Raw genomic sequence first — 23,758 nt, 5'->3', positions numbered from 1 at the left:
AAATCGGTTTTTCACGCGCGCCGGATGCGTCCCTATACTTTTCGGTGCTGCCTGCGGGCTGCGGCGACGGCTCGCGCAATCGTGCGCCAGGCCGTCGCTTTTCCTGGATGAGGAACCGCCGAATGAATGCCCGTCATGGCGCCGAAGCGCGCGATGCATTGCGTGCCGCGCTCGCCGCACTGCCCGAACTCGCGACTGCGATCGGGCGCGATGCCGCGCAACGCGAGGCGCGTCGCGAACTGCCGTTCGAAGGTTTCGCGCTGTTTCGCCGCTCCGCGCTCGGCGTGCTGCGGATTCCGGCCGAACGCGGCGGCCTCGGCGGCACGCTGGTCGACCTGTTCGACACGATCGCGACGCTCGCGGCCGCCGATTCGAATCTCGCGCACGCGCTGCGCATCCACTACGATCTGACCGAGACGCTGCGACTGTCGCCGCGCACGCCGTTCAACGACGTGCAGCTCGACCGCGCGCTGGCCGGCGCGATCTTCGGCGGCGCATCGACCGAGCGCGGCACGTCGCGGCCGGGCGAGAACACGACCGTGCTGCGCCGCGACGGCGAGCACCATCGCGTGACGGGCCGCAAGTACTATTCGACGGGCACCGCGTTTGCCGATTTCGCGCGCATCAACGTGGAGAACGAGCAGGGCGACGCGCTCGCGGTGATCATCCCGGTTGCGCGCGACGGCGTGCAGGTGCTCGACGACTGGGACGGCATGGGCCAGCGCATGACCGCGAGCGGCAGCCTGTTGTTGCACGACGTGCAGGTGTTCGCGGACGAAGTCGCGGCGCGCGACGGCTCGACGCTCGTCGGCCGGCATTGCGGCGCGCTGCGGCAGCTTCATCTGGTCGCGACCGGCGCGGGCATCGTGCGCAACGTGGTGGCCGACGCGCGCCGCTACGTGTTGGCCCACGGCCGGCCGGTGCTGCACAGCCCGGCGGCGAGCGCGCGCGACGATCATTTCATCCAGCAGATCGTCGGCGAGCTGTCCGCGCACAGCCACGCGATCGATGCGCTCGTGCGCGACAACGCGCGTGCACTGGACCGCTCCGCGGATGCGATCGAAGCCGGCGATGCGGACGCGCACGACCGCGTGCTCGACAGCGCGCTCGCGACCGCGCGCACACAGCTGATCGTCGGCAAGCTCGCGCTGTACGCGGCCGAACGGCTGTTCGAAGTGGGCGGCGCGTCGGCGACCGCGCGCGTGCACAACCTCGACCGGCACTGGCGCAACCTGCGCACGATCTTCAGCCACAACCCGCTGCTGCACAAGGCGCGGGTGATCGGCGACTACGACCTGAACGGCGTGACCACGCACCTGACCGAAGGACGCGTGTTCTGATCCCGCTGCGCCCGCAGCCCACTTTCCGGGAATCCCCCTGATGACGACCCGCACCGGCCATCTGCACCTCGGCGCGTTCCTGTACCCGACCGGCCATCACATCGCCGCATGGCGCCACCCCGGGTCACAGGCGGACGCCGGCGTCGACTTTCGCCACTACGTGCGGCTCGCGCAGGCGGCGGAGGCGGCGAAGTTCGATCTCGTGTTCCTCGCGGACGGCGTCGGCACGCGCGGCGACGACGTCGAATTCCTGAGCCGCACCGCGCACAGTTACGTCGCGCAGTTCGAGCCGCTGACGCTGTTGTCGGCGCTCGCGGCCGTCACCGAACGCATCGGCCTCGTCGGCACCGCGTCGACGAGCTTCAACGAGCCGTTCCATATCGCGCGCAAGTTCGCGTCGCTCGATCACATCAGCGGCGGCCGGGCGGGGTGGAACCTCGTCACGTCGTCGAGCGCGCACGAAGCGCGCAATTTCAATCGCGACGCGCATTTCGATCATGGCGAACGCTATGCGCGCGCGGAGGAATTCGCCGACGTCGTGCGCGGACTGTGGGACAGCTGGGACGACGATGCGTTCGTGCGCGACCGCGCAAGCGGCCGCTTCTTCGACCCGGACAAGCGCCACGTGCTCGATCATCGCGGCCGCTTCTTCCAGGTGCGCGGGCCGCTGAACGTCGCGCGCGCGCCGCAGGGGCACCCGGTCGTCGTGCAGGCCGGCTCGTCGGCGGCCGGCACGCGGCTCGCCGCGCGCACGGCCGAGGTGATCTTCACCGCGCAGCAGACGCTCGACGACGCGGTCGCGTTCTACGCGGACGTGAAGGGGCAGCTCGCCGCGTTCGGCCGCGACCCCGACTCGCTGAAGATCATGCCGGGCGTCTTTCCGGTGGTCGGTCGCACCGAAAGCGAGGCCAAGGAGAAGTTCGACGCGCTGCAGGCGCTGATCGACCCGAAGGTCGGGCTCGCGCTCGTGTCGGGCCTGACGGGCGGCGTCGATCTGTCCGCCTATCCGCTCGACGGCCCGATCCCGCCGCTGCCGGAAACCAATGCGAGCAAGAGCCGGCAGACGTTGACGCTCGAGCTCGCGCGCCGCGAGAACCTGACGATACGCGCGCTTTACCTGCGGATTGCGGGGGCGCGCGGCCACTGGCAACTCGTCGGCACGCCGGAGCAGATCGTCGACGCGCTCGAGGAACGGTTCGTGCGTTACGGCGCGGACGGCTACAACGTGATGGCGCCGACCTTGCCCGGCGGCCTCGACGATTTCATCGCGCTCGTGCTGCCCGAATTGCGCCGTCGCGGGCTGTTTCGCGGCGACTATAACGGCCGCACGCTGCGCGATCATCTCGGCTTGCGGCGGCCCGCGCGGCGCACGTTCGCCGCGCCCGGTGCCTCGGCCGTCCCGGTTGCCTCAGCTGCCCCAGCCGACTGAATTCAGCGCCGCAGGCCGGCGTCGCGCAGCAGCGGCAGCACGCGCGCGCCGAAGAAGTCGAGATCCGGTTTGAAGTCGTAGAAACTCAGCTGGATGCCGTCGATACCCGCGCGATGCAACCTCACGATATAGTCGACGACCTCCTCGGGCGAGCCCGTGATCGAGATGTTGCCGCCGATCGCGCGCGCGGCCGCCTGCGATCGCTGCCCGAAGCCGCCTCGCCACGCGTGCGCGTCGCTGTCGAAGCTATGGAAGCTGCCTTCGTCCGCGTGCGCGACGATCGCATCGCGGTACGCACGCGCCTCGGCCGCCGTCTCGCGGCAGATCACGAGCGGGTTGAGCAGCGTGCGAATCGCACGCCCGCGCGCGGCCGCCGCCGCCTTCACGCGGGCCGTATGCGCGGGCAGCGCGTCCAGCGCGAGATCGACGTCCGGGCCGGACGGGCTCGTGACGAATACGATGTCCGAATAGCGGGCCGCGAAATCGATACCCGCGTCGGAGCCCGTCGCGTTGATCAGCAGCGGGCGCCCGTAGCGCGGCTTCGGCGTGACGAACGCGCCGGAGAGCCGCCAGCTCGACAGCGCGGGCGCGTAGCTGAAGTTCTCCGGTTGTGCCCACAACTGGCCGACCGCGTCGACGAATTCCGCGGCCATCTCGTAGCGCCGGTCGTGCTCGATCCGGTTCCAGCCGAACATCTCGTGTTCGATCGCGCGGTGGCCGGTCACGACGTTGATGCCCCAGCGTCCGCGCGAGATGTGATCGAGCGTCGCCGTGAACTTCGCGAAATGCAGCGGATGCCACGGCCCGTAGAGCACGTGGCTCGTCGCGACGAGGAGGATCCGGTCGGTGCGCGCGGTGAGCGCCGCGAGCGTCATGAACGAGTCGAGCGCCTGGCCATCGAACACGCCGCCGTAGCCGCCTTTCGGCAACCACTGCGACAGCGCGAACACGAGATCGAAGCCGAGCGCTTCGGCGCGCGCGACCAGGTCGGCGTTGTAGTCGAAGGTCCAGTCGGTCGAGCGCGGCAGCGTCGATGCGCTCCAGCCGCCGGCCTGGATCGGCAGGAACAGCCCGAGCATCAACGGCTGCGCGAGCACGCGCGACACCGGGCTGTCGGGGAAATCTGCCGGAGAACGGACGTCGACGAACGGCGAGGGCGTGAGCGGTGCGTCGACCCGGGCTGACGAGGCGGTGTCGGTCAAGATGGGCTCCCAGCGCGGCGCGCGGGCGCCGATCGAAAAAATCCGGCACGCCGCGCCGGCGGTCGCGGAACGGCGATTTCCGGTTTGCCGGCAAGCGACTCGCGCAGCGTCACAGTCGTCCCGGCCGCGGGTCCGGCACGAAGCCGCCGCGGTTCGGCATCCTTACCCGCGGCAGCGTGCGCGCATCGAGTGTCGCGTCGTCGGGCACGATGCCGTTCAGGTGCAGGACGTACGCGGTGACCGCATAGACTTCGTCCGCGCCCAGCGATTGCGGCGCGTTGTACGGCATCGCGCGGCGGATGTAATCGAACAGCGTCGTCGCATACGGCCAGTAGCTGCCGACGGTCTTTTTCGGTTTCGCGCCGGCGAGCGAGCCGATGCCGCCGACGAGCGGATCGCCGACGCCGCCCTGGCCGCCGGCGCCATGACACATCGCGCACTTGTCCGCGAAGACTTGCGCACCGCGCGCCACCGTGCCCGCGCCGGGCGGCAGGCCGCTGCCGTCGGGCGCGATGTCGATGTCCCATGCGGCGAGCGCCGCGCGGTCGACCGGCTGACCGAGACCGAAGCCTGCGCCGAACGCGGGCAACGCGATCGCGCCGATCATGCCGATCGATCCCGACGCAATCGCGAACGACGCGAGCCGACGCGCAATCGTCTTATGCATTGCGCACCTCGCCGTCCGCGCCGACGCGCCAGTTCTGGATGCCGTTGTAGTGGTATTGCGAATTGACGCCGCGCGCGGCGACGAGCGCGTCGCGGGCCGGCTGCACGTAGCCCGTGTCGTCGGTCGCGCGGCTTTGCAGGTCGGCCGGCTCGCCGTTCCAGACCCAGTCGGCCTCGAAGCGCGTCAGCGCGCGATCGCGCACGTCGCCCGCGAGCCGCGCGGCGCGCCAGGTACGGCCGCCGTCGGTCGACACCTCGACCGCGCGAATCCGGCCGCGCCCCGACCACGCATAGCCGCTGATCGGGTAATAGCCGTGCGCGCCGAGCCGGTGGCCGGCGGACGGGCGCGTGATTACCGATTTCGCGTCCATCTCGAACACGAACTGTCGCGCGCAGCCGTCCGGCAGCAGGCTCGTGTATTTCGACGTTTCCTCGCGCGTCATCTCCGGCGCGCGCACCAGCTTCAGCCGCCGCAGCCACTTGATGTTCGTGTTGCCTTCGAAGCCCGGCACGATCAGCCGCACCGGGTAGCCGTTCTCGGGACGCAGCCGCTCGCCGTTCTGCGCATAGACGACGAGCGCGCGCTCGAGAATCCGCTCGAGCGGCAGGCTGCGCGTCATCGCCGCGCCGTCCGCGCCTTCCGCGAGCAGCCATTGCGCGGCCGGGTCGATGCCCGTTTCGTCGAGCAGCGTCGACAGCCGCACGCCGGTCCATTCGCAGCACGACAGCAGCCCGTGCGTGAACTGGACGGGCAGCCCGCTCGGGCCGTTCCATTCGCTGCCCGTATTGCCCGAGCATTCGAGGAAGTGGATCCGCGATTCGGACGGAAAGCGCAGCAGGTCGTCGAGCGTGAAGCTGCGCGGTTCACGCACGAGGCCGTGCACGACGACGCGATGGCGCTGCGCATCGATATCGGGCACGCCCGCATGATGGCGCTCGTAGACGAGGCCGTTCGGCGTGATGTCGCCGAACAGGTCGGCGAGCGGCGTCATCGACGAGCCGGACCCGGGCAGCGCCGGCGTGCGCGCGCTGCGACGGATCACGTCGCGTTCGTGCGCGCCAGGCACACCATACGGCGGCGACAGCAAGGGTGCGCCTGGCGTGCGTGTCCACGGCGGCACGTCCAGCGGCGCAAGCGGGACAAGCGGCTGGCTTGCGAGCGCGCCGCCTGCCGGCAGCATCGCGGCGGCCCAGCCGCCGGCGAGCTGGCGCAGTGCCGCGCGACGTCCGGCGCGGCGTGGACGGGAAAGGGAGTCGGTCATGATCGAAGCCATGCCGCGCGCGGGCGCGGCAGCATGCGGAAAAACGGACATTCTCGGCAACCGGGCGCGATGCGACAAACAACGATTCCCGCTTTGCTTATCGCGCCGCGCCCGTCGCGCGCGCTCAGAACTTCACGCGCAGCCCGCTGACGAGCGCGACCTGACGATTCGTCGACGATGCGCTGCCGATGTTCGAGATCGCCGCGATCCTGCGATAGCCGCCCGAGGTCGCCGTGCTCGGATCGCCTGCCGCAAGCTGGTAGATGCCGGACAGGTAGATGTCGGTGCGTTTCGACAACGCATAGTCGAACCCGAGCGTGAACTGGTGCCAGCGCGGCTTCAGCGTCTGGCCGCCGGTGCCCGGCAAGCCGCTCGCCCGCCCGTCGGTGAACGTGTAGACGCCGATCAGCGTCGCCGCCGGCGTGATCTGGTAGCGCCCGTTCACGTCGTAGTTGTTGAACTTGCGCGACGAGCCGTCGACGTAGTCGAGCTGCGTGTGACTCCATGCGAAGCCGAGCGTTGCGCGGCCGAGCGAGTAGTTCGCGCCCGCGACGCCGATCTGCTGCTTGCGCACGCCGCCGTTCAGCCCGTAGAAGAACGCGCCGCTGTAGTCGTTGCCGGTCGTCGTGGTCGCGCCGCCCACCGCGCCGCTCGTGTTCGACGTCGCGTTCGGATGATTGAGCCGCACGTAGCCGGCGCCCGCCGACAGCGGGCCGTTCACGTAATTCGCCGACACGCCCCACGCGCTGTTGTTCGAGAAGCCGGTGCCCGCGCCGCCGTTCGCCTGGTTGCTGAACGCGTACAACACGTCGGCCGTGAAGCCGGCGATCGTCGCGCTGCGGAACTTCACCGCGTTGTTGATCCGGAAGCTCTGGTTCATGTTGTCGTTGTCGCCGACATGGGTCGCCGGCGACCAGAAGCCGGACCCCGAGTACTGCGCGACGAGATCGGTGATCGGCTCGTACTGGCGGCCGAACGTCAGCGTGCCGAAGTCGGCCTTGCTCAGGCCCACGTATGCGGAGCGGCCGAACAGGCGGCCGCCCTGGCCGAGTCCGCCGTCGCTGGGCCGGAACCCGCTTTCGAGCGTGAACACGGCCTGCAGGCCGCCGCCGAGATCCTCGCTGCCTTTCAGGCCCCAGCGGCTGCCGCTCAGCTTGCCGCTCGTCTGCTGGAGGTTGCTCGCGCCGCCCTGGTTGTTCGTATAGGCGAAGCCGGCGTCGACGACGCCATACAGCGTGACGGAACTCTGCGCATGCGCGCCGATGGAACCGATCGAAACCAAACCCAGGACTACCGATTGCTTGATCATGAATATCCTCTGTTTCTTATGGGTACGTCTGCGAGGATCACGATGCTATTGAGTCCGGGCCGCGCGATGAACGGCCGATCCGTGGTTTGCAAATCGATGCGTCACCGAATTGCAATGCGGGCTGCCGCGCGGCCGGCGTGTGCGGCGTCATCGCGTCCGCGGTGCCTGCTGGCGCGGACGTATCGCGCGGTTGGCGAACGTCGACGCGCGACGACCGGCGGGCGCGGTCATATCGATCGATGGAATCGTTCGATGGATGCGCGCGGGTCACGGGCGCGACGATGCTTTTACGCAACGGGGTGCTGTGCGGCGCGACGCCGATGCGCTATGCGCTTCGCGCGGTGGCAGCGCGGTATGCCGGTGTCGCGCATCGGGCAACAGCGGGAACGGCCGACGGACGACAAGGACGCGGCGGCATACCGCTCTGGCCCGAAAATATGATCGGACTTCGACCCGACCGGGCGATTGCAATCGAAAGGAATTGCACATCTAATCGATCATGAGTGAATCCGGCCTTCCGGACATCGATGCGGCACACCGGGAATTCGCCGCGGGTGTCGCCCCGCATGATGCGGGTCGGAGCGCCACTGTCGCGCGGCGCTGACGCTGCATGCCGGAGACATGACCGAACCAGGCAGGGTCGCAACGTCGACTTCACGACTGCGTGTCGCACGATCACGGCGGCGACATCGATCGGCACGTCGCGCTGACCTGCATCAATTCAGTGCAGCGAAGCCGCGCCTACCGTTGTTTTTATCGGATGCGGACAGGAGCCGACAGCCATGAAAAGCGACAGCGCGCTGACGAAGGGGGGCGGGCAGGAACCCGAGGGGGAGCCGTCGATCGATGCGGTGCGCATCGGCGCGGACGGTTCCGTTGCGTGAAGGTTCGGGCGGCGACGGACGTCGATCGACGTTCCGCCGCGCCCCGGACGGGAGAATGAACATGAATGCCGCGATGCTGTGTACCCGCGATGTCGCCACGTGTACGACGGGGGCAACCGTCGTCGAGGCGGCCAAAATGATGCGCGACGCCCACGCCGGCGATCTGGTCGTCGTGCAAGAGCAGGAAGGGCGATGCGTGCCGGTCGGGATGGTCACCGATCGGGACATCGTGCTCACCGTGGTCCGCGCTGACGAGGAGGCCGACTCGCTGTTCGTCGGCGACATCATGTCGGCGCCCGTCGCGATCGCGAACGCCGACGACGACATCTGGCTGCTCGCGAAGCGGATGCGCCAGCACGGTGTCCGCCGGTTGCCGGTCGTCGGCGGCGACGGTGAGCTGGTCGGCATTGTCTCGCTCGACGATCTGCTGCGCGCGGCCGCGGCGCTGCTCGACGAGTTGCGCCTCGTGGCGGCCCGCCAGGCGTATTTCGAGGAGAAGCAGCGCAGCTGATCACGCCCGAGCGGCTAGCGCCGGCACGCGTCCGGTACTACTGCAACGATCCGCGCGGATACTATCCGTATGTCGCGTCGTGCAATGGCGTCTGGACCGCGGTTCCATCGACCCCGGACCCGGCGCCGCAATGACGGAGCGACGCTTGTCCGCATCGGAGCGGCCGGGCACCGGCCGCACGATCGCGCGCAGGCGGCGCGGGAGGGCACATGATGAACGGATCCTGGCCGGATGCGGACGTCGACGACGTACTGCTGACGGATTTGTATGAGCTGACGATGATGCAGGCCGCGTTCGATGCCGGAATGAACGAAGCGGCCAGCTTCGAGTTCTTCGTGCGGGCGCTGCCGGAGCAGCGCGCATTCCTGATGGCGGCGGGACTGGAACCCGTGCTTGATTATCTGGAGGGCTTGCGCTTCACTGCCGCCGCGCTTGAACGACTGGCCGCGACCGGGCGCTTTCGCGCGGATTTCCTTGCATCGCTCGCCGGCTTCCACTTTACGGGTGGCGTCGACGCGATGCCGGAAGGCACGGTGTTTTTCGCCGACGAACCGATCCTGCGGATCACGGCGCCGTTTCGCGAGGCACAGTTCGTCGAGAGCCGCGTGATGAACCTGCTCCACTACGCCACGCTGGTCGCAAGCAAGGCCGCGCGGGCCACGCTCGTCGCGCATGGCAGGTTGCTGGTCGACTTCGGACTGCGGCGCGCCCATGGCGCGGAGGCGGCGATGCTGTCCGCGCGTGCCAGCTACCTGGCGGGATTTTCCGGTACGGCGACCCTGCGCGCCGGATTGCGCTACGGCATTCCGGTGTACGGCACGATGGCGCATTCATACGTCCAGGCACACGACGACGAAGCGCTCGCGTTCGAGCACTTCGCGCGATCGCAGCCGGATAACGCGTTGCTGCTGATCGACACGTACGATACCGAGCACGCGGCGCACGAGGTCGTCGAGCTTGCGCGGCGGCTCGCACCCGACAACGTGTGCATCAAGGGCGTCCGGATCGACAGCGGCGATCTGGCCGCGCACGCGTGCAACGTTCGCGCGATTCTCGACCGCGGCGGCCTGACCGATGCGACGATCTTCGCGAGCGGCAATCTCGACGAAATCCGGCTGCAGGCGCTCGTTCGCCAGCACGCACCCATCGACGGTTTCGGAATCGGCACGCAGATGAGCACATCGGCGGACGCACCGTGCCTCGACTGCGCGTACAAGCTCGTCGAGTATGCGGGCCGGGCGCGCTGCAAGCGCTCGGAGGGCAAGGCGACGCTGCCCGGCCGCAAGCAGGTGTTCCGGCAGTACGCCCCGGATGGGCGAATCGCCGCCGACTGCGTCGGTCTCGCCGGCGAGCGCATCGACGGAACGCCGCTGTTGCGTCCCGCCATGGTCGCCGGCGTGCGACTCGCGGCGCCCACGCTCGGCGAGAGCCGCATTCACGCATTGCGGGAACTGTCCACGCTGCCCGATCCCATGCATGCGCTGGCGCCCGTCATGCCGGTGCAGCCGGTGATTTCTCCGGCGCTGGCGGCACTCGCCGCGCAGGGGGGCGGGCACGCGGGGCAGCAAGCGGCATGAACGATACCCGTATCCCGGACGGCACGCGATCGGCCGAGGCCGTGGAGACGCACATGTCCCGGGTATGCCTGACGGACCGGCACGCGTGGAAGCCCAGGAAACCCGTGCGCGCGCCGCAACTCGATTTCCGGACGCCGGCCGCGCGCCACCGCTTCTGTTGCGAGGCGGTGCGTGCGAACCGCCGCCTGGCGGCCGACGGATCATGACGCGCTTTGACGTGTTCAACGGCGATGCGGACGGCATCTGCGCGCTTCAGCAGCTCCGGCTCGCGCTGCCGGCCGAGTCGGTGCTCGTGACGGGGCCCAAGCGCGACATCGCGTTGCTCGCGCGCGTGCCGGCCGCCCGCGGCGACACCGTCACCGTCCTGGACGTTTCGCTCGACGCGAACCGCGCGGCGCTCGATGCACTGCTGGCGCGCGGGGTCGACGTCGATTATTTCGATCACCACATGCCGGGCGCCGTGCCCGCTCATCCGCATCTTCGCGCGCATATCGATACTGCGCCGGACACCTGTACGAGCGTCATCGTTGATCGGTACCTGGCGGGCCGGCAGCGGCGCTGGGCGGTGGTCGGCGCATATGGCGACAATCTCGTCGGCGTGGCCGGCCGGCTCGCCGCCGCCTGCGGCCTGACGGATGCCGATGCCCGCCGTCTGCAGGTGCTCGGTGAATCCGTCAACTACAACGGATACGGCGATTCGCCCGACGACCTCTTCATGGCGCCGCTGGCCGTGTATGCGGTGCTGCGGCAGTATGCGAACCCGCTCGATTTCGCGGGGTCGCCGCTCGCGCGGCGGCTCGACGCCAACCGGCGACGCGATATCGCGCGGGCGGAGCGGCAGCGCGCGACCATCGCGCTGCCCGCGGCGGATGTCTATATCCTGCCCGACGCGCGCTGGGCGCGCCGCGTGCGCGGCGTTTTTGCCAACCGGCTCGCGCGTGGGGACGCGGCACGTGCTCATGCGGTGCTGACGTTGTCGGCGGCGGGCGGTTACACCGTCAGCGTTCGCGCGCCGGTCGCCGCGCCGTACGGCGCCGATCGTCTGTGCCGCGCATTTCCGGAAGGCGGCGGCAGGGAAGGGGCGGCCGGCATCAACCGGCTCGCGCCGGATCGTCTCGACGCGTTCGTCGAGGCGCTCGCGAACGCATATCCCGCCGAGTGAGCCGACGCAGGCGCGCGTATCGGTGCGATGCGGCGCGGCCGGAATCGAACGTCACGACATACCGTCAACTTGGCCGTGACCCGGGCAGGGCCATTGCGGCAAATCATGGACGGCCGCGGCCAGGCCCATTCCGGTCGAGCCCGGCCGCCCATTCGTCGTCGGCCGCGCTTGCGAGCGGTACGTTGACGTGCGTCAAGCCTGCCCGGGACGCCGGTGCGCCGGTCGGGCATTCGGAGGCTGCCGGTCGTCGACGACGCAGGCCGCCTCGTCGGCATCGTGACGCTCGACGATATCCTCGGGCATCGCACGGGGCTGCTCGCCGGCGTCGCGGAAGTCGGCAAGCTGCAGCAAATCGACGAGCAGCGTTTCCGCGCATGACGTCGCGGGCGTGGCGCCCGGCACAGGCGGCCGGGCCGCTTGCCCGTGGGGCCCGCGTCACCGGCTTACATACGCAGCGCGGCGAGCAACGGCGTCCAGAACGCATGGCTTCCGTACGCAGCGGCCTCGCAATCGGTGTCGAAACGAATCGCGATGGCCGTCTCCGGTTCGGTCAGCGGGTCGGCATGCTCGATCTGTCGGGCCAGCACGGCGGTATCGGCATCGGAGGCATCGCGTCCGCGTGCCGCCCGGGCGGCGACACGCGCGGCGAGCGTCGCCTGACTCGCGGCGAAATCGAGAATCGCGACGGGCACGCCGATACATGCGCCGAGCGAGAGGAACGCGGTGCGGTTGCGTTCGCGCAGGAACGTCGCGTCGACGATCGCCGTGTAGCCGCTGTCGAGGACCTCGCGAGCCTCCGAAAGCAGTCTTTCGTAGATCCGGTCGATCGCCGCGTCCGAATAGGCGCCGGGCGGCAGGCGAGCGTCCCCGGGTACACCGGCACAACGCTTGCGCTCGACATCGCTGGACAGCCGGATCGCACCGAGCCGCTCGGCCAGTGCGCGGCTGGCCAGCGATTTGCCCGAGCCGGACACCCCGTGACACAGGAGCAGCAGCGGGTGCGCGTCGCGTCGTGCATCGGCCATGGCCGACGCAATGCGCAGATAGCGGGCGCGCGCCGCTTCGTCACCGCGCAGTCGCGCGGTCAGCGCGCGAACCAGCGCCCGATAGACGAAGTAGCACGGCAGCACGCCCAGTGCCGCATGGTCGCCTGTGCGTGCCAGCCATCCGGAAAGGAGGCGGTGGGCGCAATCCTCGCGTCCGTGGGCGGAGAAATCCATCAGCGCGAACGCGAGATCGCTCGCCACGTCGATCCAGCGCAGCGCGTCGTCGAATTCGATACAGTCGAACATCAGGATCCGGTTGCGCCAGCGGACGATGTTGTCGAGGTGCAGATCGCCGTGGCACGCGCGCACGAAACCGTGCGCATGCCGATCGGCAAGCAGCGGTGCGATACGGGTCAACTCGGCGTCGTACCAGGCGCGCAGCGCGGCTTCGTCCGGCACGGTGACGTCGAGCGTGTCGAGCAATGACCGGCACTGGGCCGCGACGCTCGCCGCGCTGCCGGGATGGCCGCGCGGTGCACGGCGCGGCGCGTGCAGATGATGGCGGGCCAGCGTATCGGCGAGGGCGTCCGCATCCGCCCGCCCTTCGTCGTGTGACGCGCTGCGAACCGACAACATGGCACGCGCGTCGAACCGGCGCATGCGCACCACGTACTCGCCCGGTGCCGTCTGCTGCCGATGCCGGCGCCCGCCGGTCCGCACCGGCGCATCGAACGCGCATCGCCGGCCGCGTGCGACGAGCGGCCAGACGCCCAGGTACAGCGGGCCGGCGAACGGTCGATTGAGCATGCACTCCGCCAGCGCGCAGCGGCGCCGCTGCGCAGGCGGCACGAGATCGACGAACGCGAAGCGCACCGGCTTGATACGCTTGTACGCGTAGCGCCCGGCCAGATAGACGACGGACAGATGGGTTTCGATCCGCTCGATGCGGCCCGCGGGGTGCGGATACGTGACGGGCCGGCTCAATGCGCGATCGGCGCGATCGAACTGCATCGCCTTTCGTCGTGCATTTCCGCGGGCCGGTGCGAACGGTACGTGAGGCTTTCGGGACATGATGAACGGATCCGTGAGACGGGGCGCGCGTCCTCGTTGCCGCACCCCGCGGGTTGGGTTCGAACGAGAACGGCGCGATCTCGTTCGCTCGATGCAGCCGGATCGGTGGGGCAAGCCAGGGATCACCGACTCGACGGGCTCTATTGCAGCCGAGCAATCGTCGTACCGACTTGATACGAGTCAAGCCTGCCGCGCAGGAGGACGCTTGACGCAGGTCAACCGCGCTCGCGCAAGCGGCAATACAGTCGGTTCCAGCACCCGATAACGCGGACAGCGTGCGGCATGCAGCCTGCGCGCCGCAACCTGGCGGGATTGACGTCGGGCGCGGTCACATCGCTCGATTGCGGGCGGAACTCACGGCCTGACGAGGCATTCACGATGAAACGACGGGCGTTGATGGTCGGTGTGCTGCTCGCGTTGGGCGCATGTGCCGGAGCAGAGCGGGCCGGGACATTCAGGACGACGGAAACGCAACTGCTTGCGATGCGTCAGGCTGCATCGCTGCAGTGTTCGACGCCGCCGGAATGCGATCGTGCGTGGAGTCGCACGCGGCGCTACGTCGAAGCCCGTTCGTCAACCCGAATCACGCGAGCGAGCGCCGACCTGATCGAAACGGCGCAACCCTATCTGGCGGGAGAAGTCTATCTCTGGGCATCGCGCACGGCATCGGGCGACGGTGGCGCCGTGATCCGGCTCAAGGCGATGTGCAGGGGCATGTACGACAGCAATGGCGGCCCGGGGTGGCAATACGATGCGTGCGCCAGGAAAATCCTCGACATGGAGAACGGTTTCCAGTCGTACGAGAACCCGCCCCGTTAGCGGCAAGTGCCGCCGCACCTCGACAATGCGGCCTCTCACGTCTCGGTTGCCCGGCTCACGGCTCACGGCAGACGGCTTCGGCCGGCATGCGGTGCTGGCCGCCCGTGTGGTCGCGCGCCGATTTCGATGCGGTTCCAAACCGTTGACCTCGGTCAACGCGGGCTTGCGGCGAGTGCCGATGATGGAAACGAATCCGGACGCCGCAAACGCGTCCGTTCCTTCAGCGAGGCTCGCATGTACACGAATATCATGGTCGCAACGGACGGCAGTCCTTCCGCGCAACAGGCGCTCGACGAGGGTCTCAGGATGGCCAGGGTATGCGGTGCCCGGCTGTTCGCCGTCTTCGTCGTCGATAAATCGACCCTGTTCGCCTACGGCGGCCGCATGGAGCCCGAAGCCTTGCTCGACGCGATCCGGCAGCATGGCGCGACGATACTGCGGGATGCCGGCCGGACGATCTCGCGCGCGGCAGTCAACGGCGAGACGGAAATCATCGAGACCGATTTCGGCCAGGACGTCGCGGAGCGCCTGCAGCAATACGCCGTCGACCATTCGATCGACCTGGCCGTGCTCGGCACGCACGGTCGACGCGGTGTCCGGCGGCTGGTGCTCGGCAGTGTCGCCGAACGCTTCCTCCGCACAACGAGCCGCCCGGTCCTGCTCGTGCGCGGCGAGGACGCCGCGCACGCCACCGTCGCGGCGGCCTAGCTGCCGCGCCACCTGCCCAAGTGATCGTCATGCAGATCTCGTTTCCTTCCGAACATCCGACGTATTGCGGCCTCGATCCCGCGCTGAGCTTTCCGGCGCTCGTCGAAGGCCGCCGCGTGCGCTGCGCGATCACCGCGGAAGCACTGGAGGATCACTTCCGCGCGGCGTCGCCTCGCGAGCAGGATCTCGTCGACGCCTTTGCGCGTCATCGTCCCGCCATCGAACGTGCGGCGCGCTGCCTGCTTGAGGAAATCGGCGGGCGGCCGGTCCTGCTTCACAGCGGTTACTTCCGGTTCTGCACGTAATCGTGCCTCCGCCTTTGACGCGCATCAAGCGCGTGCCCGGGCGAGCGGGTACGCTGGATTTCAAAAGACCACTCGTCCCTTGCGCGGCCTGCGGCGTCGCGCCATCCGATCTTCATTGCAGCCGATGCCGTCGGGACGAAGGCGACGGCCGCAGGTCAACAGTTGAAGGAGTACGAACCATGAGCAACATGACGCGTTACGATCCGTTTTCGATCGAACCCGTTTCCGAGCTGTTCCAGGGGCTGTTCAGGCCGCTGCGCGGGATGGCACTGGCAGACGAACCCGATCTTGCGTCGATGAAGATCGACGTCACGGAAAACGACAAGGCGTATACGGTCAACGCGGAACTGCCCGGCGTCGCCAAGGATGACATCGACGTCCAGATCACGGGCAATACCGTATCGATCAACGCGAAGATCGAGCGCAACACCGAGCTGAAGGATGGCGAGCGCGTGATCCGGCGCGAGCGCTACAGCGGTGCGATCAGCCGCTCGTTCTCGCTGGCAGGCGACATCGACGACGCGAACGCGACGGCGACGTATCAGGATGGCGTGCTGTCGCTGACGTTGCCGAAGAAGGCACCGGTCGGGCAGAAGAAGCTCACGATCAGCTGATCGGACGGCGGGCGATGCCGGCACGCATCGCCCATCGTGAGGATCCGGCGCGCGGCGCGGTCCGCGCGCCGTCTCATTGAAGCCGCCGTATTTGCACCCACGCATGCGACGGCGTGCTGCCGATCCGACAGCCGACCGTCCGCGCGAGGCTCGGCAACTCGTCCTCGTTCAGCCGCAGCGCGTCGGCGAGCATGCGGTGATTGATCCAGCCGCGCACGACCGTGCCGAGGCCGGCCGCCGCGCAGTACAGCGAGACGTTCTGCACGATGGCGCCGGCCGCGCTTGCCGAGAACACGTCGCGTTGTTACACCGGCCTGTCGAGTAACGCGGAAGTCCGGACGACGTGGACGAGATCCAGCGGCGCGCGGCCGATGAAGTCCTGATAGCCGGTCCGGTTGCGCGCATCGACCGCGGCAGGTCGACGATCGGCGGCGACTCGCCCTGGGGCGACGCCGGCTGCACCGCGGGCGCCGGCGAATAGGCCAACAACTGCCGTTCGGTCATTCGAGTCTCCTTGAAGCGCAACTGCGCGTGCCTGGAACGTCGCGCATCGGCGATCTCGCGATAAGGCGGCCGGGCCGCATCGGGTTGAACGCCGTCAAGCGACGCATCGGCCGGCCACGCCGCGTGGCGCGAGGCATCCGTTGACCTGCGTCAGCGATCCGGAGCCGCGCGTGTGCAAATCTGACTGTGTGCGGCGAACAGGCGCGCCGCGGCTCACAGGAGAGCAGACGATGAAAACCGACAAGCAGTTGAAGGTGGACGTCCAGGATGAACTGGAGTCCGACCCGGCGATCGACGCGACGCGCATCGGTGTCGAGGTGGCCGACCGGATCGTGACGCTTTCGGGTCATCCGCCGAGCTATGCGGAGAAGCTGGCGATCGAGCGCGCGGCGAACCGGGTGGCCGGCGTCAAGGCGCTCGTCGTCGACATGACCGTGCATCTGCCGGACGACGACGTGCGCACCGACGAGGACATCGCGAAAGCAGTGCGCTCGGTGCTGCACTGGACGGTCGGACTGCATGACGACGCGGTCAAGGTGCAGGTCGAACGCGGCTGGATCACGTTGTCCGGCAAGGTCGACTGGGCGTACCAGAGCCACCTGGCCGTGCGGTCGATCTCGCAGATGCGCAGCGTGACCGGCGTGACCGACCACATCGCGGTGCAGGGTACGGTGGGTGCGTCCGACATCGGCGGCAACATCAAGCGCGCGATCATGCGCCACGCGGAGCGTGAGGCAAAGCATATCGTGGTCGACGTGCACGACGGCACGGTGAGACTGTCCGGCAAGGTCGGCTCGTTCGCCGAACGCAAGGCCGTGCGCGGTGCCGCGTGGTCCGCGCGAGGCGTGCGCGCCGTCGTCGACGACCTGGTGGTCGAGTAAGTCGGGCCGGCGGCGGATGGACGGGCAGCCCGCGCCGCGCCAGGAGGGAAGTCACATGACAATTTCGGGCGAACTTCACGAAGCGGACTGGTCGGTCGCGATCGAGACGACCACGGCCGAAACGGGCGGCTTCCGCTGCCGGATCCACGTCGCGCTCACATCGCCGGACGGCGTCTGCGAGCGGACGTTCGCGCACAGCAGGCTCCATGCAACCGAGCGCGAGGCGGCGATCGACGGGCTGCGCGCCGGGATGACATGGATCGAGATGAGGAAGTCGAACACCTTTACGGTCTGAACCGGCGGGTGTCGCAGGCGGGGCGCGTCGATGACGGCGTCGATCCGGCCGGCGCGCCGCGCGATGCGGCGACTGCCGCATCGATTCGTGCGCCTGTCGTCTACCGCGTCTTTTGCGAGACGTGGCGGCGCGGGACACGCTTTCTTTTGCAGGCACGCGCATGCCGGTGCGGCCATCGCACATGATGGGCAACCGCATCGGTCACGGTCGGAAAGAAACTGGCGGCGCCGAACACGTCGAACAGGCCGTAAGCGCGCAGGCGATCCTTCACCGGCCCCTTCATCTCCGCGAAATTCAATGCGATGCCGCGCGCCCCGAGTTCTTCGTGCAGCGCCACGAGCCGATCCGCGGCGCTCACGTCGATGTCGGTAACGGGCTCGGCCGCGACCACGATGCGCGTGACCGGGCACGCCGATCGCGCGATCGCGGCCTCCAGATGCTCGCGGAAGATCTCGACGTTCGCATAGAAGAGCGGCGCATCCCAACGGAACAGCACGAGCCCGGGCGTTTGCGCCGCGTCCGGATGCCGGGAAATGTCGTGATAGCCGCGCACGCCCGCCAGCCGGCCCAGCACTGCATCGTACGGATGCCAGGCCCGCCAGACGAACGACAGCAGCGACAGCGCGCTGGCGAGCAGGATGCCGGGCACGACGCCCATGCCGATCACGCCGGCGAAGCACAGCACCGAAATCAGGCATTCTCCGCGGCGCATCCGGTACAGCCGCACGACGCCGCGGACGTCGGCGATGCCGAACGCCGCGTAGATCACGACCGCGGCCAGCGCCGTGCGCGGGACGGACGTCAGCAGCGCCGGCGCGGCAACGAGCAGTATCGCGATGCACGCGGCCGCGGCGACATTCGTGACCTGGCTTTGCGCGCCGGCCGCGATCGCAACCGGCGTGCGCGACGCACTGCTGCTGACCGCGCAGCCCTGCGTCACGCCGGCCAGCAGATTGGCGGCACCCAAGGCGATCAGTTCCTGGTTGCGGTCCGGCGCATCGCCCGCGCGGGCGGACAGCGCGCGCGACAGCATGCTGATGTCGGCGAACGACACCAGCGCAACGGCGATCGCGCCGGACGCAAGCGCGCCCACGTCGGCGAGCGAGACGACCGGAAGATGCGGAGCGGGCATGCCGGCCGGCAACGCGCCGACCGTCGCGATGCCGTGCAAAGGCGCGAAGTGAGCGACGAGCGTAGCCGCCAGCACGGCGATCAATACGCCGGGCCGGCGCGGCATCACGCGTCTCATCACGAGAATGGCCGCCAGCACGGCGACGCCGAGGAGACCGGCAGCGGGAGAAAAACGGCCGGCGACGAACGCATGCACGATACGCGGGACGCTGGAAAACACGTCGCCCCCCGACACCGGCATGCCGAACAGCTCGGGCAGCCGCCCGAGCGCGAGTGCGATCGCGATGCCGTTCAGGTAGCCGTACTGGATCGGGCGTGACAGCAGATCGGTGACGAAGCCGAGGCCGAGCGCGCCGAGCAGGATGCAGATCGTTCCTGCCGACAGCGCCAGCGCGCCGGAAAGCGCGATCGCGCGCTGCGGATCATGGCCGGCGAGCGGCGCGATGGCGCCCGCGATCAGTGCCGCGAGCGCGGAATCCGGGCCGAGGACGAGGATCCGGCTCGGGCCGAGCAGCGCATAGGCGAGCATCGCGGCGATCGACGCATAGAGCCCGGTGATGGCGGGCAACCCGGCCGCCTGCGCATAGCTCATGCCGACCGGCACCAGCACGGCGGACAGCGCGATGCCCGCGTACAGGTCGCGCGACAGCCACGCGCGCCGGTAATGCGCGAGCAGCGCAACGCCCGGGAGCATGCGGGCAATCCGTCCGGAAAGGGGCCGGTTCATCGCGGCTTCATCCGGGCGCAATCCGGGCAAAAAGCGGGGCTCGGTCCGGCGGGCGCGTGTTCATCGGGATGCAGCCGGTATCGACCGACGGACGGGACGGCGGTACGCGCGTGACCGCGGCGTCGAATGTCGGGGCGATGCCGCCGCGCCGGATGGCGGCGCCGGTCCCGACATGGCCACGATCCAGTTCATGCGGCCTTGAGCACCGACAACTGCAGCGCCTGGGCGAAGCGGGCCAGCGTGGCGATCGATCCCGTCACGCTTTCGTACCGCTCGCGCCCGATCTGTCCGTCGAGTATCACGAGCATGCCGGCGTCGCGCGCGAGAGCGACGAGTGCCAGTGTGTCGAGTGCAGCGGCGTCGGGCGGGTTGTCGGGGTCGGTTCGGTAGTCGGCGTGTGACATGACGTCTCTCCTCGTGCCTGCGATCGGTATGTCGTGCAACCGTTCTCGGTGATCTCAGTATCGTCGTCGTCACGGGGCGATTCAATCAGCCTTGCCCGAAGCTGCGGTAGGAATCGTGCGGATACCGTCAGCGGATTCCTACACGGAGCGCCGCTTCGGCGCAGGGTCGCAGCGTGCCGGCGCGCGCTGCCGACGCCGCGCATACCAGCATCACGACCGCATGGCCGATGCGTTCATTCTGCAGGCGCGCTTCGGCTTTCCAGTAGTCGAGTTGCAGCCGGATGCCGCGCATGCCCGCGCGCTGCAGCAGCGTCGCGTCTTCGTCGGCAAGGGGGCGGCTCGGGCTTGTGGCGACGCGCCGTGCGCGACGCGGGATGCGCCGGCTGCCGCCGTTGGCGACGATCGCATCCGGCCGTGTCCGCAGCCGTTTGCCGCGCGTCTTTGCTGCCGGTGCGTCGGATACGGTGCGGGCGCGCGCGCTGCCTTGTGCCATGCCGGCGGGAACGCGTTTGACGAGGGTCGACATGAATGAAAGGGCCGAGCGACGGTCACTGGCTCAACACCCATTGCACGAGCCGATGCGCGTCGTCGGGGGACAGCGGCCCGCCGCGATCGACCGCGGACGGCATCGGCGTGTCGCCCCAGTGCACGCGGCCGCCGACGCGCAGCTTGCGTTCCAGTTCCACGGCGGCCTTCGGATCGCCGCGGTACCGTTGCGCAATCTCGTGGAACGACGGCCCGAGGAACGTCACGTCGGGCGTATGGCAGAACATGCAGTGCTGCGCGTCGACGAGTTCGGTCGGCTCGGGCACGGCCGTCTGCGCGGCGGCCATGCCGGCCGTCGCGGCAATCGCGGCAATCGCGCAGGAGGCGGCGCAACGCAGGATGCTCATGTTCGTTTCCTCGTCGAGATCAGGAGAAGGAGATCACTTCGTCGAGCGGGCGACGCGGCGAATGCCGCGTGTGCGGGCCGCGCCCGACGCGCAGCAGCAATTGCGGCTCGCCGCGCAGCCCCAGCATGTGGGACAGGTGGGCACGCAGCCCGGCCGTCTCGATCGGCTGGTTCAGGTACGACGCGGTATAACCGGCGCGCGTCGCGACGAGCAGGATCCGCTCCAGCGCCTGGCCGGCGGCGAGCCACGCTTCGCGATCGTCGCGCACGGTCGCGATGCACACGATCAACGGCGATGCGCCGACGAGCTGGTGATGCAGCGCGGCGAGCCCGTTGCCGAGATCGAAGGTCCGTACCGCCGTCGTCACCACCGGTGCCGCGAAATCCAGCAACGCCGGCATGCCGGCCGCGAATGCGGGCATGCCATCGACGTGCCGGCGCGGATCGATCCAGCTCGCCAGCTCGCGCCGGAAGCGCGGGTCCGCGAACTGCTGGCGGTCGGCCTCCCCAACGAGCTCCGCGACGCGCGCGCGGTGTGCGATCGAGTCGACGCACGCGACGTCGGCACCTTCCGCGACGCCGGCCGCGATCAGCTCGTGCTGGATTGCTTCCGGCACGGGGCTCGATTCGAACGGCGCGCGTGTCGTGACGCGGTCCGGAATCGCATCGAACAGCGCGCCGAGGGACGCGTCGGAATAGCCGTCGTCGCAGACCCGGACGAGCGCCAGGAGATCGGGGTCGACTTCGGAAGGAAACGTGCGGATCGTGTGGGCGAGCCCGGCGTGATTGAGCGCGACACGCAGATTGAGCAACGCCGCCCCGCAGCTGATGATCAGCTCGCGATCGAACGGATCGACCACGGGCAACGCGCGAACGCGGTCCGCGCAGACCGAGATCGTGGTGCCGTTGACCAGGAAGCGCCACGGCTGGGAATTGTGGCTGGACGGAGCCAGCACCGCGTAGCCCAGCAGCGATTTCAGTTGCGCTTCGGGATGGGCGCTTGCGGCAAGGGGGGGAATGGATATCATTCGATTATCTCCAGGGTCGCCGCCTCGGGCGGCGTCACGCCACTTCATCGTGTCAGCAACCGTCCGGCGGCCGTTGACCCACATCAAGCGCCCGTCACCGGGCGGTGCGCGCGCGATGCGCGGCGACTAGCCTTGGAAAGCGAAGCGCGCGAGAGCGATCGCGCGGGGAGGCGAGCATGCTTGCGATGATGTTTGACGGCACGACACCGCATTTGCGCGAAGCGCACGTGCCGGACCCATCGCCCGCGGCGGGCCAGCTGCTGATCGACGTGCACGCGTGCGGCGTATGCCGGACCGATCTCCACGTGGTCGACGGCGAGCTCGCGCACCCGAAGCTGCCGCTGATTCCGGGGCACGAAATCGTCGGCACGGTGCGCCGACTGGGCGCAGGCGTGACGGGCTTTGCCGTCGGCGACCGGGTGGGCGTCCCCTGGCTCGGCTCGACCTGCGGGCATTGCGCGTATTGCCGGTCCGGCCGCGAAAACCTGTGCGACAGCCCGGGATTCACCGGCTATACGATCGACGGCGGCTATGCCGAATGCGCCGTCGCCGATCATCGGTATTGCGTGCACCTGCCGCGGCGTTATTCCGATCTGGAAGCCGCGCCGCTGCTGTGCGCCGGGCTGATCGGCTATCGAACCTTGCGCATGGCGGGCGACGCTCGCCGGATCGGCATCTACGGCTTCGGCGCGGCAGCCCATCTCGTCGCGCAGGTCGCGCAGGTCGAAGGACGCAAGGTGTTTGCGTTGACGAAGCCGGGCGACATCGTGGCCCGGCAGCTCGCGCTGTCACTGGGCGCGGCATGGGCCGGCGGCAGCGACGAGGCGCCGCCGGAGCCGCTCGATGCCGCGCTGATTTTCGCGCCGCTCGGTGCGCTGGTGCCGGCCGCGCTGCGCGCGCTCGACAAAGGCGGGATCGTCGTATGCGGCGGCATTCACATGAGCGACATCCCGGGCTTTCCGTACGCGTGGCTGTGGGGCGAGCGCCGCATCGCGTCGGTGGCGAACCTGACGCGGGCGGATGCGGTCGAGTTCATGCGAACCGCCGACGCGATGCCGCTGCGGGTCGAGGCCGTGCGCTACGCGCTGGCCGATGCGAACCGCGCACTCGACGACTTGCGCGGCGGGCGCGTGTCGGGCGCCGCCGTGCTGGGCATGCGCGGCTGATCCGCCCGACGTTCCCGCGGCGCGCTCAGATCTGCCGGAGGCCTTCCGAATCGACGATCCGGATCTGCTTGCCCTGCGCCGCGACGAGCCCCTTGTGCTGGAACTTCGACAGCATGCGGCTGACCGTTTCGAGCTTCATCCCGAGATATTCGCCGATCTCGTCGCGCGTCATCCGCAGCACGAATTCGGCGGCCGAGTAGCCGCGCGCCTTGAAGCGTGCGGATAGATTCAGCAGGAACGCGGCCACGCGCTGCTCGGCGGTCATCGTGCCGAGCAGCAGCATCTGGGAGGATTCGCGCACGATCTCGCCGCCCATCATCTGGTACACGTGATGCTGCATCGGCCGCACTTCGCGGCACAGCTGCTCGAGCTGGCCGAACGGGATGATGCAGACCGTGCTGTCCTCGAGCGCGATCGCGTCGCCGTTGTGGTGCCCGGTGTGCACGCCGTCGAGCCCGAGCGATTCGCCGACGATCTGGAAGCCGGTGATCTGCTCGTCGCCGTCGCGATGCATCACGATGGTCTTGAACGACCCGGTTCGCACGGCATAGATGCTGTTGAATGCGTCGCCCGCGCGAAACAGCGTTTCGCCGCGCTTGACGTGGCGCGTCGTGCAGATCATCGCGTCGACGCGTGCGAAATCGTCGGGCGAAAGGTCGGATGGCATGCAGACGGTACGCAATGCGCACGTCGAACAGCGGGAGGTGGAGCGCTTCGGCTGATCCGCCGGTTCGACGGGATGCAGCGGGATGAACTGGCGTAACGGCAGGTTCGTCGAGACGTTGGCACTGCTCTGCATGATCGGCTCCAGTTGAGGGGCAGCGTCGGCTCGCCGTCGGGCAGGGTCGCGCTGGCCGTTGTACCGGCGGCCTTGGTCTCTGCCGC

Annotated in this window: 26 protein-coding genes and 1 pseudogene; 15 read left to right on the top strand and 12 right to left on the bottom strand. The window is 68.9% G+C overall.

Features of this window, described 5'->3' with window-relative positions; all coding sequences use genetic code 11:
• The first annotated feature begins 122 nt into the window (after positions 1–122).
• Both DIE21_RS10595 and DIE21_RS10590 read left to right on the top strand, forming a co-directional pair.
• A complete protein-coding gene (locus tag DIE21_RS10595) occupies positions 123–1,340 on the top strand; it encodes an acyl-CoA dehydrogenase family protein (protein WP_124497658.1) in 1,218 nt (405 codons plus the stop codon).
• 40 nt (positions 1,341–1,380) lie between these two features.
• Entirely contained in the window at positions 1,381–2,769 is a 1,389-nt protein-coding gene (locus tag DIE21_RS10590; protein ID WP_124497657.1) for an LLM class flavin-dependent oxidoreductase, read from the top strand.
• Positions 2,770–2,771: 2 nt separating this feature from the next.
• On the opposite strand, the gene DIE21_RS10585 is transcribed toward DIE21_RS10590, so the two are convergent.
• The 4 genes from DIE21_RS10585 to DIE21_RS10570 form a co-directional block, all read right to left on the bottom strand.
• Complete coding sequence (locus tag DIE21_RS10585) at positions 2,772–3,971, bottom strand: LLM class flavin-dependent oxidoreductase (RefSeq protein ID WP_124497656.1); 1,200 nt, start codon at positions 3,969–3,971, stop codon at positions 2,772–2,774.
• A 109-nt stretch (positions 3,972–4,080) separates the two neighbouring features.
• Positions 4,081–4,638 carry a c-type cytochrome gene (locus DIE21_RS10580; protein ID WP_124497655.1) on the bottom strand — a complete coding sequence of 186 codons (558 nt, stop codon included), beginning with the start codon at positions 4,636–4,638 and terminating at the stop codon, positions 4,081–4,083.
• Positions 4,631–5,899: a sulfite dehydrogenase gene (soxC, locus tag DIE21_RS10575; protein WP_185642752.1), complete on the bottom strand. Its 1,269-nt coding sequence runs from the start codon at positions 5,897–5,899 to the stop codon at positions 4,631–4,633. The genes DIE21_RS10580 and soxC overlap by 8 nt, the downstream gene beginning before the upstream one ends.
• A 124-nt stretch (positions 5,900–6,023) precedes the next feature.
• Positions 6,024–7,208 (bottom strand): porin, encoded by a 1,185-nt coding sequence (locus DIE21_RS10570; protein WP_124497653.1) that lies wholly within the window; start codon positions 7,206–7,208, stop codon positions 6,024–6,026.
• Between the two features lie 945 nt (positions 7,209–8,153).
• Here DIE21_RS10570 and DIE21_RS10560 point away from each other — a divergent pair.
• The 5 genes from DIE21_RS10560 (at position 8,154) to DIE21_RS10540 (ending at position 11,720) form a co-directional block, all read left to right on the top strand.
• Entirely contained in the window at positions 8,154–8,603 is a 450-nt protein-coding gene (locus tag DIE21_RS10560; RefSeq protein WP_124497651.1) for a CBS domain-containing protein, read from the top strand.
• A gap of 212 nt (positions 8,604–8,815) precedes the next feature.
• A complete protein-coding gene (locus tag DIE21_RS10555) occupies positions 8,816–10,180 on the top strand; it encodes a nicotinate phosphoribosyltransferase (protein ID WP_124497770.1) in 1,365 nt (454 codons plus the stop codon).
• Between the two features lie 53 nt (positions 10,181–10,233).
• Positions 10,234–10,386, top strand: coding sequence for a hypothetical protein (locus DIE21_RS10550; RefSeq protein ID WP_185640632.1), 153 nt, complete (start codon positions 10,234–10,236; stop codon positions 10,384–10,386).
• Positions 10,383–11,342: an acetyltransferase gene (locus DIE21_RS10545; RefSeq protein ID WP_124497650.1), complete on the top strand. Its 960-nt coding sequence runs from the start codon at positions 10,383–10,385 to the stop codon at positions 11,340–11,342. Before DIE21_RS10550 ends, DIE21_RS10545 begins: the two co-directional genes overlap by 4 nt.
• A gap of 213 nt (positions 11,343–11,555) precedes the next feature.
• The gene (locus DIE21_RS10540) at positions 11,556–11,720 is read left to right on the top strand and encodes a CBS domain-containing protein (RefSeq protein ID WP_260426689.1); all 165 of its coding nucleotides are present in this window, start codon (positions 11,556–11,558) and stop codon (positions 11,718–11,720) included.
• A gap of 65 nt (positions 11,721–11,785) precedes the next feature.
• On the opposite strand, the gene DIE21_RS10535 is transcribed toward DIE21_RS10540, so the two are convergent.
• Entirely contained in the window at positions 11,786–13,399 is a 1,614-nt protein-coding gene (locus tag DIE21_RS10535) for an AAA family ATPase (RefSeq protein WP_124497649.1), read from the bottom strand.
• Positions 13,400–13,681: 282 nt separating this feature from the next.
• On the opposite strand from DIE21_RS10535, the gene DIE21_RS10530 reads away from it, so the two are divergent.
• The 4 genes from DIE21_RS10530 (at position 13,682) to DIE21_RS10515 (ending at position 15,845) form a co-directional block, all read left to right on the top strand.
• Entirely contained in the window at positions 13,682–14,218 is a 537-nt protein-coding gene (locus DIE21_RS10530) for a hypothetical protein (RefSeq protein ID WP_260432396.1), read from the top strand.
• A gap of 234 nt (positions 14,219–14,452) precedes the next feature.
• Positions 14,453–14,926, top strand: a complete 474-nt coding sequence (locus DIE21_RS10525; RefSeq protein WP_124497648.1) for a universal stress protein — start codon at positions 14,453–14,455, stop codon at positions 14,924–14,926.
• Between the two features lie 29 nt (positions 14,927–14,955).
• On the top strand, positions 14,956–15,231 hold the full coding sequence (locus DIE21_RS10520; protein ID WP_124497647.1) for a DUF1488 domain-containing protein: 276 nt from the start codon (positions 14,956–14,958) through the stop codon (positions 15,229–15,231).
• Positions 15,232–15,410: 179 nt separating this feature from the next.
• Positions 15,411–15,845, top strand: coding sequence for an Hsp20/alpha crystallin family protein (locus DIE21_RS10515; RefSeq protein ID WP_124497646.1), 435 nt, complete (start codon positions 15,411–15,413; stop codon positions 15,843–15,845).
• A 73-nt stretch (positions 15,846–15,918) separates the two neighbouring features.
• Here the strand turns inward: DIE21_RS10515 and DIE21_RS10510 are convergent.
• A pseudogene (locus tag DIE21_RS10510) lies at positions 15,919–16,257 on the bottom strand (nitroreductase family protein); the annotation flags it as partial.
• Between DIE21_RS10510 and DIE21_RS38260 the strand changes: the two are divergent.
• From DIE21_RS38260 to DIE21_RS10500, 3 genes are all read left to right on the top strand, one after another.
• Complete coding sequence (locus DIE21_RS38260) at positions 16,189–16,326, top strand: hypothetical protein (protein WP_409364628.1); 138 nt, start codon at positions 16,189–16,191, stop codon at positions 16,324–16,326. The pseudogene DIE21_RS10510 and the gene DIE21_RS38260 overlap by 69 nt on opposite strands.
• A 253-nt stretch (positions 16,327–16,579) precedes the next feature.
• On the top strand, positions 16,580–17,230 hold the full coding sequence (locus DIE21_RS10505; protein WP_124497645.1) for a BON domain-containing protein: 651 nt from the start codon (positions 16,580–16,582) through the stop codon (positions 17,228–17,230).
• A gap of 55 nt (positions 17,231–17,285) precedes the next feature.
• The gene (locus DIE21_RS10500) at positions 17,286–17,525 is read left to right on the top strand and encodes a hypothetical protein (protein WP_124497644.1); all 240 of its coding nucleotides are present in this window, start codon (positions 17,286–17,288) and stop codon (positions 17,523–17,525) included.
• A 100-nt stretch (positions 17,526–17,625) separates the two neighbouring features.
• Here DIE21_RS10500 and DIE21_RS10495 read toward each other — a convergent pair whose 3' ends face one another.
• From DIE21_RS10495 to DIE21_RS10475, 5 genes are all read right to left on the bottom strand, one after another.
• Entirely contained in the window at positions 17,626–19,383 is a 1,758-nt protein-coding gene (locus DIE21_RS10495; RefSeq protein WP_124497643.1) for a SulP family inorganic anion transporter, read from the bottom strand.
• Positions 19,384–19,571: 188 nt separating this feature from the next.
• Complete coding sequence (locus DIE21_RS10490) at positions 19,572–19,787, bottom strand: hypothetical protein (protein WP_124497642.1); 216 nt, start codon at positions 19,785–19,787, stop codon at positions 19,572–19,574.
• 127 nt (positions 19,788–19,914) lie between these two features.
• Positions 19,915–20,280, bottom strand: coding sequence for a hypothetical protein (locus DIE21_RS10485; protein WP_311767441.1), 366 nt, complete (start codon positions 20,278–20,280; stop codon positions 19,915–19,917).
• 55 nt (positions 20,281–20,335) lie between these two features.
• Complete coding sequence (locus DIE21_RS10480; RefSeq protein WP_124497641.1) at positions 20,336–20,680, bottom strand: c-type cytochrome; 345 nt, start codon at positions 20,678–20,680, stop codon at positions 20,336–20,338.
• 19 nt (positions 20,681–20,699) lie between these two features.
• A complete protein-coding gene (locus tag DIE21_RS10475) occupies positions 20,700–21,707 on the bottom strand; it encodes an Acg family FMN-binding oxidoreductase (RefSeq protein ID WP_124497640.1) in 1,008 nt (335 codons plus the stop codon).
• Positions 21,708–21,883: 176 nt separating this feature from the next.
• On the opposite strand from DIE21_RS10475, the gene DIE21_RS10470 reads away from it, so the two are divergent.
• The gene (locus DIE21_RS10470) at positions 21,884–22,873 is read left to right on the top strand and encodes a zinc-dependent alcohol dehydrogenase family protein (RefSeq protein ID WP_124497639.1); all 990 of its coding nucleotides are present in this window, start codon (positions 21,884–21,886) and stop codon (positions 22,871–22,873) included.
• A gap of 25 nt (positions 22,874–22,898) precedes the next feature.
• Here DIE21_RS10470 and fnr read toward each other — a convergent pair whose 3' ends face one another.
• Positions 22,899–23,672, bottom strand: coding sequence for a fumarate/nitrate reduction transcriptional regulator Fnr (gene fnr, locus DIE21_RS10465; protein WP_124497638.1), 774 nt, complete (start codon positions 23,670–23,672; stop codon positions 22,899–22,901).
• Between the last annotated feature and the right edge of the window lie 86 nt (positions 23,673–23,758).

Origin of the sequence: Burkholderia sp. Bp9140 (assembly GCF_003853425.1) — a bacterium.
In the GTDB taxonomy this organism is placed as follows: Bacteria; Pseudomonadota; Gammaproteobacteria; order Burkholderiales; family Burkholderiaceae; genus Burkholderia.
This window is presented reverse-complemented; position numbering and strand designations above follow the sequence as displayed.

Excerpts from the sequence above, each read along its gene's own strand:
- DIE21_RS10595 (WP_124497658.1), top strand. The coding sequence starts at position 123 with ATGAATGCCCGTCATGGCGCCGAAGCGCGCGATGCATTGCGTGCCGCG.
- DIE21_RS10590 (WP_124497657.1), top strand. The coding sequence starts at position 1,381 with ATGACGACCCGCACCGGCCATCTGCACCTCGGCGCGTTCCTGTACCCG.
- DIE21_RS10580 (WP_124497655.1), bottom strand. The coding sequence starts at position 4,638 with ATGCATAAGACGATTGCGCGTCGGCTCGCGTCGTTCGCGATTGCGTCG.
- soxC (WP_185642752.1), bottom strand. The coding sequence starts at position 5,899 with ATGACCGACTCCCTTTCCCGTCCACGCCGCGCCGGACGTCGCGCGGCA.
- DIE21_RS10570 (WP_124497653.1), bottom strand. The coding sequence starts at position 7,208 with ATGATCAAGCAATCGGTAGTCCTGGGTTTGGTTTCGATCGGTTCCATC.
- DIE21_RS10560 (WP_124497651.1), top strand. The coding sequence starts at position 8,154 with ATGAATGCCGCGATGCTGTGTACCCGCGATGTCGCCACGTGTACGACG.
- DIE21_RS10555 (WP_124497770.1), top strand. The coding sequence starts at position 8,816 with ATGAACGGATCCTGGCCGGATGCGGACGTCGACGACGTACTGCTGACG.
- DIE21_RS10550 (WP_185640632.1), top strand. The coding sequence starts at position 10,234 with ATGTCCCGGGTATGCCTGACGGACCGGCACGCGTGGAAGCCCAGGAAA.
- DIE21_RS10545 (WP_124497650.1), top strand. The coding sequence starts at position 10,383 with ATGACGCGCTTTGACGTGTTCAACGGCGATGCGGACGGCATCTGCGCG.
- DIE21_RS10535 (WP_124497649.1), bottom strand. The coding sequence starts at position 13,399 with ATGTCCCGAAAGCCTCACGTACCGTTCGCACCGGCCCGCGGAAATGCA.
- DIE21_RS10530 (WP_260432396.1), top strand. The coding sequence starts at position 13,682 with ATGCAGCCTGCGCGCCGCAACCTGGCGGGATTGACGTCGGGCGCGGTC.
- DIE21_RS10525 (WP_124497648.1), top strand. The coding sequence starts at position 14,453 with ATGTACACGAATATCATGGTCGCAACGGACGGCAGTCCTTCCGCGCAA.
- DIE21_RS10520 (WP_124497647.1), top strand. The coding sequence starts at position 14,956 with ATGCAGATCTCGTTTCCTTCCGAACATCCGACGTATTGCGGCCTCGAT.
- DIE21_RS10515 (WP_124497646.1), top strand. The coding sequence starts at position 15,411 with ATGAGCAACATGACGCGTTACGATCCGTTTTCGATCGAACCCGTTTCC.
- DIE21_RS10505 (WP_124497645.1), top strand. The coding sequence starts at position 16,580 with ATGAAAACCGACAAGCAGTTGAAGGTGGACGTCCAGGATGAACTGGAG.
- DIE21_RS10500 (WP_124497644.1), top strand. The coding sequence starts at position 17,286 with ATGACAATTTCGGGCGAACTTCACGAAGCGGACTGGTCGGTCGCGATC.
- DIE21_RS10495 (WP_124497643.1), bottom strand. The coding sequence starts at position 19,383 with ATGAACCGGCCCCTTTCCGGACGGATTGCCCGCATGCTCCCGGGCGTT.
- DIE21_RS10490 (WP_124497642.1), bottom strand. The coding sequence starts at position 19,787 with ATGTCACACGCCGACTACCGAACCGACCCCGACAACCCGCCCGACGCC.
- DIE21_RS10485 (WP_311767441.1), bottom strand. The coding sequence starts at position 20,280 with ATGGCACAAGGCAGCGCGCGCGCCCGCACCGTATCCGACGCACCGGCA.
- DIE21_RS10480 (WP_124497641.1), bottom strand. The coding sequence starts at position 20,680 with ATGAGCATCCTGCGTTGCGCCGCCTCCTGCGCGATTGCCGCGATTGCC.
- DIE21_RS10475 (WP_124497640.1), bottom strand. The coding sequence starts at position 21,707 with ATGATATCCATTCCCCCCCTTGCCGCAAGCGCCCATCCCGAAGCGCAA.
- DIE21_RS10470 (WP_124497639.1), top strand. The coding sequence starts at position 21,884 with ATGCTTGCGATGATGTTTGACGGCACGACACCGCATTTGCGCGAAGCG.
- fnr (WP_124497638.1), bottom strand. The coding sequence starts at position 23,672 with ATGCAGAGCAGTGCCAACGTCTCGACGAACCTGCCGTTACGCCAGTTC.